The organism is Caballeronia sp. TF1N1 (assembly GCF_022878925.1).
Taxonomy (GTDB): domain Bacteria; phylum Pseudomonadota; class Gammaproteobacteria; order Burkholderiales; family Burkholderiaceae; genus Caballeronia.
The window spans coordinates 41,808-57,846 of sequence record NZ_CP084627.1; the positions used below are offsets into that span (position 1 = coordinate 41,808).

The window sequence follows — 16,039 nt, forward strand, 5'->3', positions numbered from 1 at the left end:
GTCCTTCAGTTTAAAAGTGTTGATCAAATGTTGATGTTCAAGGTCAGATGTAGCCAACCCTGTTCGGTGCGCTCACTGATCACCGTGCCATTCGTGCATGAAGCACGGCGCGCGTCGGAAGCGGGCACGCTGATGCGCACTTCGTTCTGCGAGCGCGGCATGTTACCTGCTCGTTCGACGGCGATTCGCAACGTTTCGTGGTCGCTGTGTATTCGCACGCGCCAGCGGCCTTGTTCGCCGCGACGCCCTTCGCTTTAGCCGTCACATTTATTTCCATTCGGTACGGCGACGGGAACGCTTCGGAATACGAATGGGCTGCGATCGTAATAATTGAGATGAAGACGAGGCACTAGGGAAAACCATGCGTCGGATGCAAAGGTCGCCGCCGGTTATCGAGCCGAAGAGTTCGGCTCGGAGGAGGTTTCTCTGGAAATGCTCAGATGCGCGAGGTGGCGGAGTCGCTCGTCACGTCACTTTTCGCACGCTCGACCAGTTCCTTCTGCAACCAGCCGCTGTCACGCGCGCGCTTGCCGTTCGCCACGAAGTACGGCGTCTCGACGCGTGGCAAGGCTTCGCGCCCGCGAATGCGATCCGCGATCTTTTCCGCGAGCATGATGGTCGGCGCGTTGAGATTGCCCGTCGTGATCTGCGGCATGATCGACGCATCCACTACGCGCAAGCCTTCCATGCCGTGCACGCGTCCTTCGGCATCGACCACGGCCATATCGTCGTAACCCATCTTGCACGAGCACGACGGGTGATATGCGGTCTCCGCTTTCGCGCGGATGAAGGCATCCAGATCCCGGTCGCTCATGCGCTCTGCGCCGGGATTCAACTCGCGTCCGCGATACTTGCTGAGCGCCGGCTGCTGCATGATTTCGCGCGTGATGCGAAGCGCATCGCGGAACTCGCGCCAGTCGAGCGGATCGGCCATGTAGTTGAAGAGGATGCCCGGATGCGCGTGCGGGTCGCGTGACGTGAGCTTGACGCGTCCACGGCTGGGCGATCGCATCGACCCGACATGCGCCTGAAACCCATGCATCTCGATGGCGTTCGAACCGTTGTAATTGATCGCCACCGGCAGAAAGTGATACTGGATGTTCGGCCACGGATCGTCATCGCGCGTGCGGATGAAACCGCCCGCCTCGAACTGATTGCTCGCGCCTATGCCCGTGCCCTTCAGAAGCCATTCGAGCCCGATAGCAGGCTGATTACGCAGTTGCAGCGCGGGATAAAGCGAGACCGGCTCCTTGCATTCGTATTGCATGTACATCTCGAGGTGATCCTGCAGATTCTCACCGACTCCCGGCAGATCGTGCACCACGGGAATCTCGAGTTCCCTGAGCCAACTCGAACGTCCGACCCCGGAACGCTGCAGCAATTGCGGCGAAGCAATGGCGCCGCTGCATATGAGCACTTCACGCCGCGCATGCGCGCGCACGCGTTGCGCGCCATGCAGAAAAGCCACGCCAGTCGCGCGCTTGCCCGCGAACAACACACGGTCAGTAGTTGCATGCGTAACTATCGTGAGATTGCCGCGATGCTTCGCGTGATCCAGATAACCACGCGCCGTGCTCGCGCGCCTTCCGTTCGGCGTGACGGTACGATCCATCGGTCCAAAGCCTTCTTGCCGATAGCCGTTGAGATCGTCCGTACGCGGATAACCCGCCTGCACGCCTGCTTCGACCATCGCCGCGAAGAGTGGATTGTTGCCGGGTTTGCTGGTCGTGACATGAACGGGACCGTCGCCACCGTGATACTCGTTCGCACCGATATCGCGTGTCTCCGCTTTGCGGAAATACGGCAGACAGTCGAGATAGCTCCAGTTTGCAAGACCCGGCCGCGTGGCCCAGTTGTCGTAGTCGAGCGCATTGCCGCGTATGTAGCACATGCCGTTGATGAGCGACGATCCGCCGAGTCCCTTGCCGCGTCCGCATTCCATGCGACGATCGTTCATATGCGGTTCGGGCTCGGTTTCATACGCCCAGTTGTAGCGCCGCCCTTGCAGCGGATAAGCAAGCGCCGCCGGCATCTGCGTGCGAAAGTCGAAGCGATAATCCGGGCCGCCCGCTTCGAGCAGCAGCACCGTCACGTCCTCGTCTTCGGTGAGACGCGAGGCAAGCACGTTGCCCGCCGATCCCGCGCCCACGATGATGTAGTCGTATTCCATCGCGCTCATCGAAAGCTCCTTAAAACACGGGCTGATAAGGCCCGAGCTCGACCTGCACGGACTTGATGCGCGTGTAGGCATTGAGCGTCACGATGCCGTTTTCGCGCCCCACGCCCGATTGCTTGTAGCCGCCCACGGGCATTTCCGCGGGCGATTCGCCCCATGTGTTGATCCAGCAGATACCCGCTTGCAACCGATGAATCACGCGATGCGCACGCGATATGTTCTCCGTGACCACGCCCGCCGCAAGCCCGTATTCGGTATCGTTCGCGCGCGCGATGACTTCGTCTTCGTCGTCGAAGGCAAGAATGCTCATCACCGGTCCGAAGATTTCCTCGCGCACGATACGCATGTCGTCGCGGCAATCGGCAAACACGGTCGGTGCGACATACTGGCCGCGCGCGAATGCACCATCGCTCATGCGCGCGCCGCCGGCGATGAGTCGCGCGCCTTCGCGCTTGCCGCTTTCGATAAAGCCGAGCACTTTATGCAGTTGCGCCGCGCTTGCAAGCGGGCCGAAGTTGGTGCGCGGATCATCCGGCGCGCCAATGCGAATACGCTTTACGCGCTCCAGCACCAGCGCTTCGAAGCGTTCGATCACGCCGCGCTCGACGAACACGCGCGTGCCGTTCGTGCATACCTGTCCCGAGCTAAAGAAGTTCGCGCTCATGGCAATGTCGGCGGCGCGTTCGAGATTGGCGTCGTGAAATACGATGAGCGGCGACTTGCCACCCAGTTCCATCGTCACTTCCTTGAGCGTCGAGCCGCCCGCATGCGCCATGACCTTCTTGCCGGTTTGCACCCCGCCCGTGAACGATATCTTCTCGATACCCGCATGTTCCGCGAGCATGGCGCCCACGCGGCCATCGCCTTGAACCACATTGAAGACTCCGGCGGGCACGCCCGCTTCGGTATAAATCTCCGCGAGCTTCAGCGCGGTGAGTGGCGTGATCTCGCTTGGCTTGAAGATCATCGCGTTGCCGGCCGCGAGCGCGGGCGCAGACTTCCAGCAAGCTATCTGTATCGGATAATTCCATGCGCCGATGCCCGCGCACACGCCAAGCGGCTCGCGTCGCGTATAGACGAACGACGATTCGCGCAGCGGTATTTGCGTGCCTTCGATGGCCGTCGCGAGTCCCGCGTAATACTCGATCACATCCGCGCCGGTGACGATATCCACGGCGCGCGTCTCCGCAATCGGCTTGCCGGTGTCGCGCGTTTCGAGCGCGGCGAGTTCGTCGTTGTGCGCGCGTAGCAGGTCGACGGTGCGTCGCAGGATGCGAGAGCGCTGCATCGCGGTCATCGCGGCCCATTCGCGTTGCCCTTCGTGTGCTGCGTGCACGGCGCGATCGACATCCGCTTGCGACGCCTGCTGCACGTGCGCGATGGATTCACCGGTGGCGGGATCGAGCGTGACGAAGGTTTCGCCGCTCGTGGCATCGACGTATGCGCCGCCGATGTAAAGGCGTTGCTCTTCCATGTCGTGCTCCTTTGAGGATGGAGGGTTTTAGCCGCGCGCTTCGAGCACCAGGTCGATGTAGTCGTATGCGAGGCGCAACGCCGACTTCGTATCGAACGGTTCGCCTGCAAGCGCGCCGCGCAGCCAGAGACCGTCGATAAGCGCGGCAAGACCGCTGGCCGCACGGCGCGCGGCAGGCTTCGTCAAGGCGCGCGAGAAGTCCGCGCATAGATTCGAATAGAGTCGCCGCGTGTTGACACGCTGCAAACGCCGCAACTCGGGCTTGTGCATGCTCTCGGACCAGAACGCGAGCCATGTCTTCATGGCGGGGCCGTTCACCTGTTCGACATCGAAATTCGCGGCGACCACTGCGCGCAACTTCGCACGCGGCTCGGCTTTCGCGGCCTTGCGGCGACGCGACGTGGCCTGCCAGAGATTGCGCAGCACATGACGCATGGTGGCTTCGAGCAGCCCGTCCTTGTCGCCGAAATAGTGACTGACGATTCCCGTCGATGTACTCGCGCGCTGCGCCACCGAGGCGAGCGTCGCACCGCCGAGGCCCGCTTCGTCGATGGTCTGCAAGGTCGCGTCGATGAGTTGCGCGCGACGAATCTCGCGCATTCCGAGTTTGGGCATGGTCGCTTCGGCTGTCAGTTCGATTCGATGTTAGGCGGTTTTATATTGAACGGTCAATCAATAAAAACCGCCGAGGAACGTCATGTCGGTTTGAGTCAAACCCGCGTCGCATTGGAGATCGGTCGTGCGCGACTAGCGGCGCTACGCTCGACGAACGGGCGCGATGAACCGTGACGGTGCATCGCGCGAGCCGTCCACGAGACATGGAGACGATCAATGAGCAGCAATCGCGGCGTCGTATATCTGGGGCAGGGCAAGGTGGAAGTGCAGTCCATCGACTATCCGAAGATGGTCGATCCACGCGGGCGCGACATCGGCCACGGCGTCATTCTTCGCGTAGTCAGTACCAATATCTGCGGCTCGGATCAGCATATGGTGCGCGGCCGCACGACGGCGGAAGTCGGCCTCGTGCTCGGGCACGAGATCACGGGCGAAGTGATCGAAATCGGCCGCGATGTGGAGACGCTTGCCATTGGCGATCTCGTTTCGGTGCCGTTCAACGTGGCATGCGGGCGCTGCCCGACCTGCAAGGCGCAACATACGGGCGTGTGTCTGAACGTGAACCCGTCGCGTGCTGGCGGCGCGTATGGTTATGTCGATATGGGCGGCTGGATAGGCGGCCAGGCGGAATACGTGATGGTGCCGTATGCCGATTTCAATCTGCTGAAGTTTCCGGACAAGGCACAGGCCATGTCGAAGATACGCGACCTCACGTGTCTCTCCGACATCTTGCCGACGGGTTATCACGGCGCGGTGATGGCGGGCGTGAAACCGGGCGCGACGGTTTATATCGCGGGCGCGGGACCGGTTGGAATGGCGGCGGCGGCATCGGCGCGCATCTTGGGCGCGGCGTGCACCATCGTCGGCGACATGAACGAAGAGCGCTTGGCGCACGCGCGCAAGATGGGTTTCGAGACCATCGATCTCTCGAAGGACGCGACGCTCGGCGAGCAGATCGAGCAGATTCTCGGCAAGCCGGAAGTGGATTGCGCGGTCGATTGCGTGGGCTTCGAGGCACACGGTCACGGCAGCGGCAGCGGCGAGGAAGCACCGGCCACCGTGCTCAATTCGCTGATGGAGATCACGAAGGCAGCGGGCGCGATCGGCATTCCCGGCCTCTATGTCACCGATGACCCCGGCGCCGCCGATGCCGCCGCGCGCAAGGGCAGTCTCAGCATTCGCTTCGGCCTTGGCTGGGCGAAGTCGCATTCGTTCCACACGGGACAGACGCCCGTGATGAAGTACAACCGCAATCTGATGCAGGCCATCTTGTGGGATCGTTTGCCGATTGCGGATATCGTCAACGTGTCCGTGATTTCGCTCGATGAAGCGCCCGAAGGCTACAGAAAGTTCGATGGCGGCGCGCCGAGGAAGTTCGTGCTCGATCCGCACGGATTGTTGAAAGCGGCGTAATCAGCCGGGAATGAAGAGAGCCGTTGGCTGTTGCAAGCCAACGGCTCTTTTTGTTCGAACCGGTATCAGGCAACCAGCGCCGAAGGTGCAACCGCCGCAAGTGAAGGCGCTTGCTTGCGGCGTTCGCGCGTGGGCGCGGTTCCGAAGGCATCGCGATAACTCTTCGAGAAGTGGCACGCCGACTGGAAGCCGCAAGCCATGGTGATATGCATGATCGACATATCGGTTTGCAGCAGCAGTTCGCGCGCGCGCCGCAGACGCAGCGTGAGATAGTAGTGCGTCGGCGTCATGCCGAGATGCTCGCGAAAGAGCCGCTGCAATTGCCGTTGCGACATGCCGGCAAGGCGCGCCAGTTCCTCGCGCGACAGCGGCTCCTCGATGTTGTTCTCCATGAGCGAGATCACTTCGAAGAGCGACTTGTTGGCCGATCCGAGTCGTGCAACGAGCGGCATGCGCTGCTGCGCGCTCGTATCGCGTACATGTTCGACGATGAATTGCTCGGCGATCTGCGTCACGCGCGCCGTACCCACGCGGGATGCGATGAGATTAAGCATCATGTCGAGCGGCGCGACGCCACCGGTACACGTGACGCGATCGCGGTCGATCACGAACAGTTCCTTCAGGAAGCGCGTGTCGGGAAACTCTTCCTTGAGCGCCGACATGTTCTCCCAGTGGATGGCGCACGCATAGCCCGCGAGTAAGCCCGCACGAGCCAGTGCATAAGTGCCGGTGCAGAGGCTGCCGAGCACGCTGCCCATGCGGGCGAAGCGGCGCAGCGCGGCGAGATGTGCGGGCGTGGTCGCGCGCTGCACATCGATGCCGCCGACCACGAACACGATATCGGGTTGTCCCACGCATTCCACCGGACCTGTATCGACGGACAAGCCGTTGCTCGCGGTGACGGGACCGCCATCGGGACTCACGATCGACCAGCGATACAACGGCTGCCCCGTCAGATAGTTCGCCATGCGCAGGACTTCGATCGCGTTGGTGAAAGCGATCATGGTGAAGTTGGGAAGCGGCATGAAAGCGAAGTGCGACAGCGACGCCGTGCGATCGGGGGACATGTGAGGAATGATTCCTTCGAATCTATTGTTTGACGCCGTCAGATGCGGCGCTTTGCCACTTTTTGCATTTTGGTTTCGTTTGCAACTACCATGCCATCAGGCTAAACCCTGAGCCTCGCGAGGCATCGTGCATGCTTCATATAGACGCGATTTCCTCGCCGACCCTTCACAAGCAAGGGCGCGCACCTTCGAAGCGCACGGGCGTTCCGCGGCAGTGCAGCGGCGCACCGAATAAATCGCTACACCGAAATCCATCGCGCCACTTGTCGAAAAAAGACGCGCATGTCGGAAAAGGCCAAGAACACGTCTAAATTCGTAAATTGACCGGCAGGACGAAAGTCAAGAATAGACGCAACGATTACGGCCGCGACGGCAAACGGAAAAGTATCCGAAGAGCCACCCGCACCGCCGTCGAACGACCGTCACACTTGACCCACGGACCTGCCAATGTCGAACTCGAATCCCTTCTTCGAAGCCCCGCTTGCATCCAGCGACGCTTCGGTGCGCGGCGCGATCCTGAAAGAACTGGAGCGCCAGCAATCGCAAATCGAACTGATCGCGTCGGAAAACATCGTGTCGCGCGCCGTACTGGAAGCGCAAGGCTCGGTGCTCACGAACAAGTACGCGGAAGGGTATCCGGGCAAGCGCTATTACGGCGGCTGTGAATTCGTCGATGAAGTCGAGGCGCTCGCCATCGATCGCATCAAGCAACTCTTCAACGCGAAGTTCGCCAACGTGCAGCCGCATTCGGGCGCGCAGGCCAACGGCGCCGTGATGCTTGCGCTCGCCAAACCCGGCGACACCATTCTCGGCATGTCGCTCGATGCGGGCGGTCACCTCACGCATGGCGCGAAGCCCGCGCTTTCGGGCAAGTGGTTCAACGCGGTGCAATACGGTGTGAACCGCGACACCATGCTGATCGATTACGAGCAGATCGAGGAACTCGCGAAGCAACACAAGCCGTCATTGCTGATCGCGGGATTCTCGGCGTATCCGCGCAAGCTGGACTTCGCGCGTCTGCGCAAGATCGCCGATAGCGTCGATGCGAAGCTCATGGTCGATATGGCGCATATCGCGGGCATCATCGCGGCGGGGCGTCACGATAACCCCGTGGATCATGCGCACGTAGTCACGTCCACCACGCACAAGACCTTGCGCGGTCCGCGCGGCGGTTTCATCCTCACGAACGACGAAGACATCGCCAAGAAGATCAACTCGGCCGTGTTCCCCGGCCTGCAAGGCGGCCCGCTGATGCATGTGATAGCAGGCAAGGCGGTGGCCTTCGGCGAAGCGCTGCGGCCGGACTTCAAGACGTATATCGACAACGTGCTCGCAAATGCGCAAGCGCTCGGCGAAGTGCTCAAGGAAGGCGGCGTCGATCTCGTCACCGGCGGCACGGACAACCATCTGCTGCTCGTCGATCTGCGCCCGAAAGGCCTCAAGGGCAATCAGGTCGAGCACGCGCTGGAACGCGCGGGCATCACCTGCAACAAGAACGGCATTCCCTTCGATACCGAAAAGCCGACCGTCACCTCGGGCATTCGCTTGGGCACGCCGGCAGGCACGACGCGCGGCTTCGGCGTCAACGAGTTCCGCGAAACCGGCCGCCTGATTCTCGAAGTCTTCGAATCGCTGCGCGAGCATCCGGAAGGCGATCCGCAAACCGAACAACGCGTGCGCCGCGAGATCTTCGCGCTGTGCGAACGCTTCCCCATCTACTAAGCACACGGAGTTATCAACGATGAGCACTCTGCACGACAACAGCATCATCATCGACGGCCTGAACATCTCCAAGTTCGAGCGCTCCGTGTTCGAGGACATGCGCAAAGGTAACGTCACCGCGGTGAACTGCACGGTTTCGGTCTGGGAAGACTTCCAGAAGACGATCGACAACATCGCCGAGATGAAGCAACAGATTCGCGAGTACAGCGAGATTCTCACGCTCGTGCGCACGACCGACGACATTCTGCGCGCGAAGAAGGAAAACAAGACAGGCATCATCTTCGGCTTCCAGAACTCGTATGCGTTCGAGGACAACCTCGGCTATATCGAAGTGTTCAAGGAGCTCGGCGTGAACGTGGTGCAGCTCTGCTACAACACGCAGAACCTGGTTGGCACGGGTTGCTATGAACCGGACGGCGGTCTCTCGGGTTATGGCAAGGAAGTGATCCACGAGATGAATCGCGTCGGCATCATGGTCGATCTTTCCCACGTGGGCGCGAAGACTTCTTCCGATGCCATCGCCTGCTCGAAGAAGCCTGTCACGTACTCGCACTGCTGTCCCTCGGGACTCAAGGACCATCCGCGCAACAAGACCGACGATCAGCTGAGAGAGATCGCGGATGCCAACGGCTTCGTCGGCGTGACCATGTTCTCGCCGTTCCTGAAGAAAGGCCCGGACGCGACCGTCGACGATTATCTCGAAGCCATCGACTACGTGATCAACGTGATCGGCGAAGACAAGGTGGGCATCGGCACGGACTTCACGCAAGGCTACAGCACCGAGTTCTTCGACTGGATCACGCACGACAAGGGCCGTTATCGCCGTCTGACGAACTTCGGCAAGGTCGTGAATCCGGAAGGCATTCGCACGATCGGCGAGTTCCCGAACCTCACGGCCGCGATGGAAAAAGCGGGCTGGGGCGAGACGCGTATCAAGAAGGTGATGGGCGAGAACTGGATGCGCTTCTTCGGCGAAGTCTGGAACGTCTGACTCCAACAAGAACAGGGAACCCGCGATGCAACCGCAACTGCCTATCGACGTCGACCAAGAGACGGGCGTCTGGACTACCGACGCGCTGCCCATGCTGTATGTGCCGCGCCACTTCTTCACCAACAACCACGTGGCCGTGGAAGAAGCGCTCGGCCGCGAAGCGTACGCCGCGATTCTCTACAAGGCGGGCTACAAGTCCGCTTATCACTGGTGCGACAAGGAGGCGGAAAAGCACGGCATAGCGGGCATGGCGGTGTTCGAGCATTACCTGAAGCGCCTGTCGCAACGCGGCTGGGGTCTCTTCGATATCGTCGAATCCGACCCGCAGAGCGCCATGGCGCGCGTGCATCTGAGTCACTCGTCCTTCGTGCTCGCGCAACCGGGCAAGCACGGCAAGCTTTGCTACATGTTCGCCGGATGGTTCGCCGGCGCGCTGGACTGGGTCAACGACACCGCACCCGACAGCACGAAGAAGGGGCCGCGTTCGCACTCGGTCGAAACGCAATGCGCCGCGGAAGGCTGCGAGCATTGTGTGTTCGAAGTGTCGCCGCTCGCATCGAAATAAAGGCTTCAAAGCAAAACCTTTCCGAGGTCGCCCGCAATGCGTTACCCGAACCTTTTCAAGCCACTCACGCTGAACAAGCTGACCTTGCGTAACCGTATCGTCAGTACCGCGCATGCCGAGGTCTATGCCGAGCCCGGCGGTCTGCCCGGCGACCGGTATATCCGCTATTACGAAGAGAAGGCGAAGGGCGGCGTGGCGCTAGCCGTTTGCGGAGGTTCGAGCCCGGTGTCGATCGACAGCCCGCAAGGCTGGTGGAAGTCGGTGAACCTGTCGACCGACAAGGTCATCGACCCGCTCTCGCGGCTGGCCGAAGCGATGCATCGGCATGGCGCGAAGATCATGATCCAGGCAACGCACATGGGCCGACGTTCGGCGTGGCACGGCGAGAGCTGGCCGCATCTGATGTCGCCTTCGGGCGTGCGGGAGCCGGTGCATCGCGGCAACGCGAAGATCATCGAAGTGGAAGAGATCAAGCGCATCATTCAGGATTTCGCGGCGGCCGCGAAGCGCGTGAAGGATGCGGGCATGGATGGCGTCGAGATCTCGGCGGCGCATCAGCACCTGATCGATCAGTTCTGGAGTCCGCGCACCAACTTTCGCACGGACGAATGGGGCGGTTCGCTCGAAAACCGTCTGCGCTTCGGTAAGGAAGTGCTGCAGGCCGTGCGCGAAGCCGTGGGCGCCGACTTCGCAATTGGCTTGCGCATGTGCGGCGACGAATTCCATGAAGACGGTCTCGATCACGAACAATTGAAAGAGATCGCTCAAGCGATGGCTGAAACGGGCCTCATCGATTACATCGGCGTGATCGGTTCGGGCGCGGATACGCATAACACGCTCGCCAACTGCATGCCGCCGATGGCGCTGCCGCCCGAGCCTTTCGTGCATCTCGCGGCGGGCATCAAGTCGGTCGTGAAGCTGCCGATCATGCATGCGCAAAGCATTCGCGATGCGGGTCAGGCGGAACGTCTGCTCGCCAACGGCATGGTCGATCTGGTCGGCATGACGCGTGCGCAGATTGCGGACCCGCATATGGTGATCAAGATTCGCGATGGCCGCGAGGACGAGATCAAGCAGTGCGTCGGCGCGAACTACTGCATCGACCGGCAGTACAACGGACTCGATGTGTTGTGCGTGCAGAACGCGGCGACATCGCGTGAAGCGACCATGCCGCATGTCATCGAAAAGACGCGCGGGCCGAAGCGCAAAGTCGTGGTGGTCGGCGCAGGGCCTGCAGGACTCGAAGCGGCGCGCGTGGCGAAGTCGCGCGGTCACGATGTCGTGCTGTTCGAGAAGAACGATTACGTCGGCGGCCAGATCATGCTTGCCGCGAAGGCGCCGCAGCGCGAGCAGATGGCGGGCATCGTGCGCTGGTTCGACATGGAAACGAAGCGGCTCGGCGTGGATCGTCGTCTGGGTGTCGCCGCCGACGACAAGGCCATCACGGCCGAAAAGCCGGACATCGTCGTGCTCGCGACGGGCGGCTCGTCGTTCACGGATCAAGTGCCTGCATGGGGCGTCGAACGAGGTCTCGCGGTGAGCGCCTGGGACATTCTCTCGGGCAAGGTCGAGCCGGGCAAGAACGTGCTCGTTTATGACGGCGTGAGCACGCATGCGGGCGCGGGCGTCGCGGACTTCATCTCGAGCCGTGGCGGCAATGTCGAGATCGTGACGCCGGACGTGAAGGTCGCCGATGACGTCGGCGGCACCACGTTCCCCATCTTTTATAGAAGGCTCTACGCGCAAGGAGTGATCCATACGCCGAACTACTGGCTCGACGAGGTGTACGAGGAAGACGGGAAGAAGATTGCCGTGCTCCGCAACGAGTACACGGAAGAGCAGGAAGAGCGCGCGGTGGATCAGGTCGTGATCGAGAACGGCAGCACGCCCAACGATTCCCTGTACTGGAAGCTGAAACCCGAATCGCTCAATCGCGGGCAGGTGGATGTGCACAAGCTCTTTGCATCGGAAGCGCAGCCGTGTCTTTCGGAAGAGCTTGGAAACGGGCGTTTCCTCTTGTTCCGCGTCGGCGACTGCATCTCCATGCACAACATCCACGGCGCGATCTACGACGCGCTGCGTCTTTGCAAAGACTTCTGACGAGGGCTTTAGACGATGAACCCCGTGTTTGTCATCACCGTCTTGCTGTGGGTATCGGTGGCGGGTCTCGCCTTCGCCGTGGTGAAGCGCGCGGCCTATTGGCGAGAAGGACGCGCCACGACTGCCGGTGCTTATGGCTGGGCTAACCTGCTGACCATCCCGAAGCGTTACTTCGTGGACTTGCATCATGTGGTCGCGCGTGATCCGTATATCGCGAAGACGCACGTTGCAACCGCTGGCGGCGCCATTCTCGCGATGGCGCTCGTATTCCTCAACTACGGCCTCGCCATCTATTCGCCGTGGCTCGACAAGCTGATCTTCCTCGCGGCTATCGTCATGCTGGTGGGCGCGGTGTTCGTGTACCGTCGCAGACACGGCGCGAAGGAAGTGCCCGCGCGTTTGTCACGCGGACCGTGGGACAGCCTGCCTTTGCTGCTCGGTTCATTCGCGCTTGGTCTTGCATTGTTCATGCTGTTGCCGGCTTCGTGGATGTCGGGTGCACTCGCGATCATCGTTGCATTGCTGATCGCGGCGGGCGCATACACGATGACCTTCGGCGCGGCGCAAGGCGGCCCGATGAAGCATGCGATGGCGGGCTTGCTGCATCTCGCGTTTCATCCGCGTCAGGAGCGCTTTGCAGCGAAAAACGAGCACGATATCGTGCCGCCCACCGCGCTCAAAGTGCCCGTACTCGATGCGCAGGAATATGGCGTGAGCAAGCCCATCCAGTTTCGCTGGAACCAGTTGCTGAGTTTCGATGCCTGCGTGCAATGCGGCAAATGCGAAGCGGCGTGCCCCGCGTTCGCATCGGGACAACCGCTCAATCCGAAGAAGCTGATTCAGGATCTCGTCGTCGGCATGGTCGGCGGTTCGGATGCGCTCTACGCCGGCAGCCCGACCCCCGGCATTCCGGTCGGCAGGCATTCGGGCGCACCGGGCAAGCCGCTCATCTCCACGATGATCGAAGCCGATACCATCTGGTCCTGCACCACGTGCCGCGCCTGCGTGCAAGAGTGCCCGATGCTGATCGAACACGTCGATGCCATCGTCGATATGCGCCGCAATCAGACGCTCGTGGAAGGCAACGTCCCGGGGAAAGGTCCGATCACGCTTGCGAATCTGCGTGAAACGGGCAGCGCGAACGGGTTTGACATCGGCGCGCGTTACGACTGGTCGGTGGATCTGCAAGTGCAGGTCGCGCAACCGGGTCGTCCCGTCGATGTCTTGTTGATCGCGGGCGAAGGCGCGTTCGACATGCGTTATCAACGCACGCTGCGTGCGTTGGCGAAGGTGCTGAACAAGGCAGGCTTGGATTACGCGGTGCTCGGCGGCGTTGAAACGGACACCGGCGATACGGCGCGTCGTCTCGGCGACGAAGCCACCTTTCAGGCATGTGCGAAGAAGCTCATAGGCACACTTTCGCAGTATTCGTTCCGGCGCATCGTGACGGCGGACCCGCATGTGCTGCATAGCTTGCGCAACGAGTATCGCGCGCTTGGCGGCTTCTATGAAGTGCAGCATCACACGGCGTTGATGGCTGAACTCGTCGCGAACGGCAAGCTCTCGCCGAAGGCCGCGACCGTGCTCGCCGACAAGAAGATCACGTATCACGATCCGTGCTATCTCGGCCGCTATAACGGCGAGACCGAAGCGCCGCGCAAGCTGCTGAAGTCCATCGGCGTCAAGGTGGTGGAAATGGAGCGTAACGGCATGCGCGGACGGTGCTGCGGCGGTGGCGGCGGCGCGCCCCTGACCGACATTCCCGGCAAGCAGCGCATTCCCGATATCCGCATTGCCGATGCCCGCACGATAGGCGCGGAAGTGGTCGCCGTGGGTTGCCCGAATTGCACCGCGATGCTCGAAGGCGTGGTCGGCGCGCGTCCCGAAGTGCTCGACGTGGCGGAGCTGGTCGCTGCGGCGCTGGAGTAACACGATGAACGACAACATCAAACGAATCGATCCGCGCAGGCCGTTTATCGTCACGAGCGCGGGGCTCAAGCGCATCACGCTCGGCGAGATTGGCAGCGGCGCGCTGCATGACTTCGTTGCAACACACCATGATGCAGCGAAGCCGCGCCGCACGGCGAAAGTGTCGCGTCGCGCGGTGCTGGTGGCGGCGCATACGGATCGCGGCGCGCTCGACGATCACGGCCGTCAGGCACTGGCCGCCGCCGCCTTGCTCGCGGACGATGAAACCGAAGTCGTGTTGATCGCGTTCGGCGCGTTCAGTGACGATGCGGCGTCGCTCGGCGCGGATCGTTATATCGAGCTGCCCGGCTTCGATCGCCGCCATTTCGCACCGGATGAAGAACTGCGCGCGCTCGCTGCCTGCGTCGCGGCCTTCACGCCCGTGCATGTCTTCATGCCCGACAACGCAACCGGCGACGGCGATCTCGGCCGGCGTTACGCGGCGCGCGCCGGTGCGAGTATCGCCACACACGTGGTGGAACTCGACCTTCAGCACGTCGCTGCGTATGCACATGCTGGCCGCGCGGTGGCATTGCGTGCGCTACCCGATGTGATCTTGCTCGCACCGAATGCGGTCGATGCCAAGCTGCCTTACGTCGGCGCAGGCGCGCGCGTGAATAGCGAAGACGTCGTGCCCGCGACGATGCCGAGCGCGTATGTCGATCTCGGCATCGAGGAAATGGACGCGGCCCAAGTCGCGCTCGAAGAAGCGGACTTCATCATCTCGGCGGGCAACGGCGTGACGGACGTGCCCGCATTCGAAGCGTTGGCAAGCACCTTGGGCGCGGCTATCGGCGCGAGCCGGGTGGCCGTCGACGACGGCAAGTTCTCGCGCGACAAGCAGATCGGCGCCACGGGCAAGACGGTGGAAGCTAGCGTGTATATCGCGTTCGGCATCTCGGGCGCGGTGCAGCACCTGCAAGGCATCAAGGATTGCCGGCATGTCATCGCGGTCAATCTCGATGCGAGCGCGCCCATTGCCAAGCGTGCGAATTTGACCATCGTCGCGGATACGCAAGAGACCATCAAGGCGCTGACGGACGCGGCGTCGGCCGCGCGTGCATCGCGTACCAATGGCAGCCCGATCCTGCAGACGGCGACGCTTGCCGAAGGAGCGTACGCATGAAAATAGCCGTTCTCGTTTCTACTGGCCGGCATCCTATCAGCGGCACGGCGCGTTATAGCCGCAACGACGCGGCCGCGCTCGCCCTCGGTATCGACATTGCGAAGCAACACGGTGCGCAACTCGATGTGCTGCATGCAGGCGACCCCGCCAATCCCGCGCTTGCCGAATATCTCGCACTGGGCGCGCCGTGCGTCGAAGTGCTCAACACACCGGGCGATGCCTGCGCGGCACTCGCGCAACGTCTCGCGGGTTATCGACTCGTCTTGACCGGCACGCGTGCCGAAGGCGCGTTCGATAGCGGCACGTTGCCGTATCGGCTTGCCGATGCGTTGAACGTCGCGCTCGTCGGCTCGGCTGTCGATATCGACGTGACGAACGAAGGCGTCGAAGTGCGCCAGTTCATGCCGAAGGGCTTGCGTCGCCGTGTGCGCGTGCAGTTGCCCGCGCTCATCGCCGTGCATCCGCTCGCCAACGCAACACCGCGCTACGCGTATGCGCGTATGCGCGAAGGACGCGTAGCACCGGTTGCAGCGACCGCGCCTGTCGATCCGAAAGCGAGCGCATGGAGCGTCGGCCCCGTGAGCGCGAAGCCCAAGCGCCTCGCCGCGCCCGAAAAGCGCACCGGCCATGCCCGCATGCTTTCCGCGACCACGACCGAAAGCCGTGGCGGAAGCGTCGTAATTGAAGGGAGTTCCGTCGAAAAAGCACAAGTGATCCTGGCGTATTTGCGCGAGCATCAACTGGTGGATTATTAAGTTCAAAGCGCAGCAAGCCCGCATTTCAGGGGTGTTGGCGGGGCACCAGACGTGACGCACAACGGAG

The 16,039-nt window shown here is 61.9% G+C and carries 13 protein-coding genes; 8 read left to right on the plus strand and 5 right to left on the minus strand.

Going from position 1 to position 16,039, the window contains the following annotated elements; translation table 11 throughout:
• Positions 1-23 precede the first annotated feature (23 nt).
• From LDZ28_RS14280 to betI, 4 genes are all read right to left on the minus strand, one after another.
• Positions 24-161 carry a hypothetical protein gene (locus LDZ28_RS14280; RefSeq protein ID WP_244829032.1) on the minus strand — a complete coding sequence of 46 codons (138 nt, stop codon included), beginning with the start codon at positions 159-161 and terminating at the stop codon, positions 24-26.
• A gap of 275 nt (positions 162-436) precedes the next feature.
• Positions 437-2,179: a choline dehydrogenase gene (gene betA, locus LDZ28_RS14285; RefSeq protein ID WP_244829033.1), complete on the minus strand. Its 1,743-nt coding sequence runs from the start codon at positions 2,177-2,179 to the stop codon at positions 437-439.
• 10 nt (positions 2,180-2,189) lie between these two features.
• Complete coding sequence (gene betB / locus LDZ28_RS14290; protein ID WP_244829034.1) at positions 2,190-3,650, minus strand: betaine-aldehyde dehydrogenase; 1,461 nt, start codon at positions 3,648-3,650, stop codon at positions 2,190-2,192.
• A 27-nt stretch (positions 3,651-3,677) separates the two neighbouring features.
• Positions 3,678-4,265 carry a transcriptional regulator BetI gene (betI, locus tag LDZ28_RS14295; RefSeq protein ID WP_244829035.1) on the minus strand — a complete coding sequence of 196 codons (588 nt, stop codon included), beginning with the start codon at positions 4,263-4,265 and terminating at the stop codon, positions 3,678-3,680.
• A 216-nt stretch (positions 4,266-4,481) separates the two neighbouring features.
• Here betI and fdhA point away from each other — a divergent pair, with 216 nt between their 5' ends.
• Positions 4,482-5,678 (plus strand): formaldehyde dehydrogenase, glutathione-independent, encoded by a 1,197-nt coding sequence (fdhA, locus tag LDZ28_RS14300; RefSeq protein WP_244829036.1) that lies wholly within the window; start codon positions 4,482-4,484, stop codon positions 5,676-5,678.
• A 65-nt stretch (positions 5,679-5,743) separates the two neighbouring features.
• Here the strand turns inward: fdhA and LDZ28_RS14305 are convergent, their stop codons facing one another.
• Positions 5,744-6,745: a GlxA family transcriptional regulator gene (locus tag LDZ28_RS14305; RefSeq protein WP_244829037.1), complete on the minus strand. Its 1,002-nt coding sequence runs from the start codon at positions 6,743-6,745 to the stop codon at positions 5,744-5,746.
• Positions 6,746-7,192: 447 nt separating this feature from the next.
• On the opposite strand from LDZ28_RS14305, the gene LDZ28_RS14310 reads away from it, so the two are divergent.
• Genes LDZ28_RS14310 through LDZ28_RS14340 form a run of 7 tightly spaced genes read left to right on the plus strand, consistent with a single transcriptional unit; the run spans position 7,193 to position 15,972 of the window.
• Positions 7,193-8,467 carry a serine hydroxymethyltransferase gene (locus LDZ28_RS14310; RefSeq protein ID WP_244829038.1) on the plus strand — a complete coding sequence of 425 codons (1,275 nt, stop codon included), beginning with the start codon at positions 7,193-7,195 and terminating at the stop codon, positions 8,465-8,467.
• Positions 8,468-8,486: 19 nt separating this feature from the next.
• The gene (locus LDZ28_RS14315) at positions 8,487-9,458 is read left to right on the plus strand and encodes a dipeptidase (protein WP_244829039.1); all 972 of its coding nucleotides are present in this window, start codon (positions 8,487-8,489) and stop codon (positions 9,456-9,458) included.
• A 25-nt stretch (positions 9,459-9,483) separates the two neighbouring features.
• Positions 9,484-10,023, plus strand: coding sequence for a DUF5943 domain-containing protein (locus LDZ28_RS14320; protein ID WP_244829040.1), 540 nt, complete (start codon positions 9,484-9,486; stop codon positions 10,021-10,023).
• A gap of 36 nt (positions 10,024-10,059) precedes the next feature.
• Positions 10,060-12,123 carry an NADH:flavin oxidoreductase gene (locus tag LDZ28_RS14325; RefSeq protein ID WP_244829041.1) on the plus strand — a complete coding sequence of 688 codons (2,064 nt, stop codon included), beginning with the start codon at positions 10,060-10,062 and terminating at the stop codon, positions 12,121-12,123.
• Between the two features lie 15 nt (positions 12,124-12,138).
• Positions 12,139-14,052 (plus strand): (Fe-S)-binding protein, encoded by a 1,914-nt coding sequence (locus LDZ28_RS14330; protein ID WP_244829042.1) that lies wholly within the window; start codon positions 12,139-12,141, stop codon positions 14,050-14,052.
• A gap of 4 nt (positions 14,053-14,056) precedes the next feature.
• Positions 14,057-15,217 carry an electron transfer flavoprotein subunit alpha/FixB family protein gene (locus tag LDZ28_RS14335; RefSeq protein WP_244829043.1) on the plus strand — a complete coding sequence of 387 codons (1,161 nt, stop codon included), beginning with the start codon at positions 14,057-14,059 and terminating at the stop codon, positions 15,215-15,217.
• Entirely contained in the window at positions 15,214-15,972 is a 759-nt protein-coding gene (locus LDZ28_RS14340; RefSeq protein ID WP_244829044.1) for an electron transfer flavoprotein subunit beta/FixA family protein, read from the plus strand. Before LDZ28_RS14335 ends, LDZ28_RS14340 begins: the two co-directional genes overlap by 4 nt.
• Positions 15,973-16,039 lie beyond the last annotated feature (67 nt).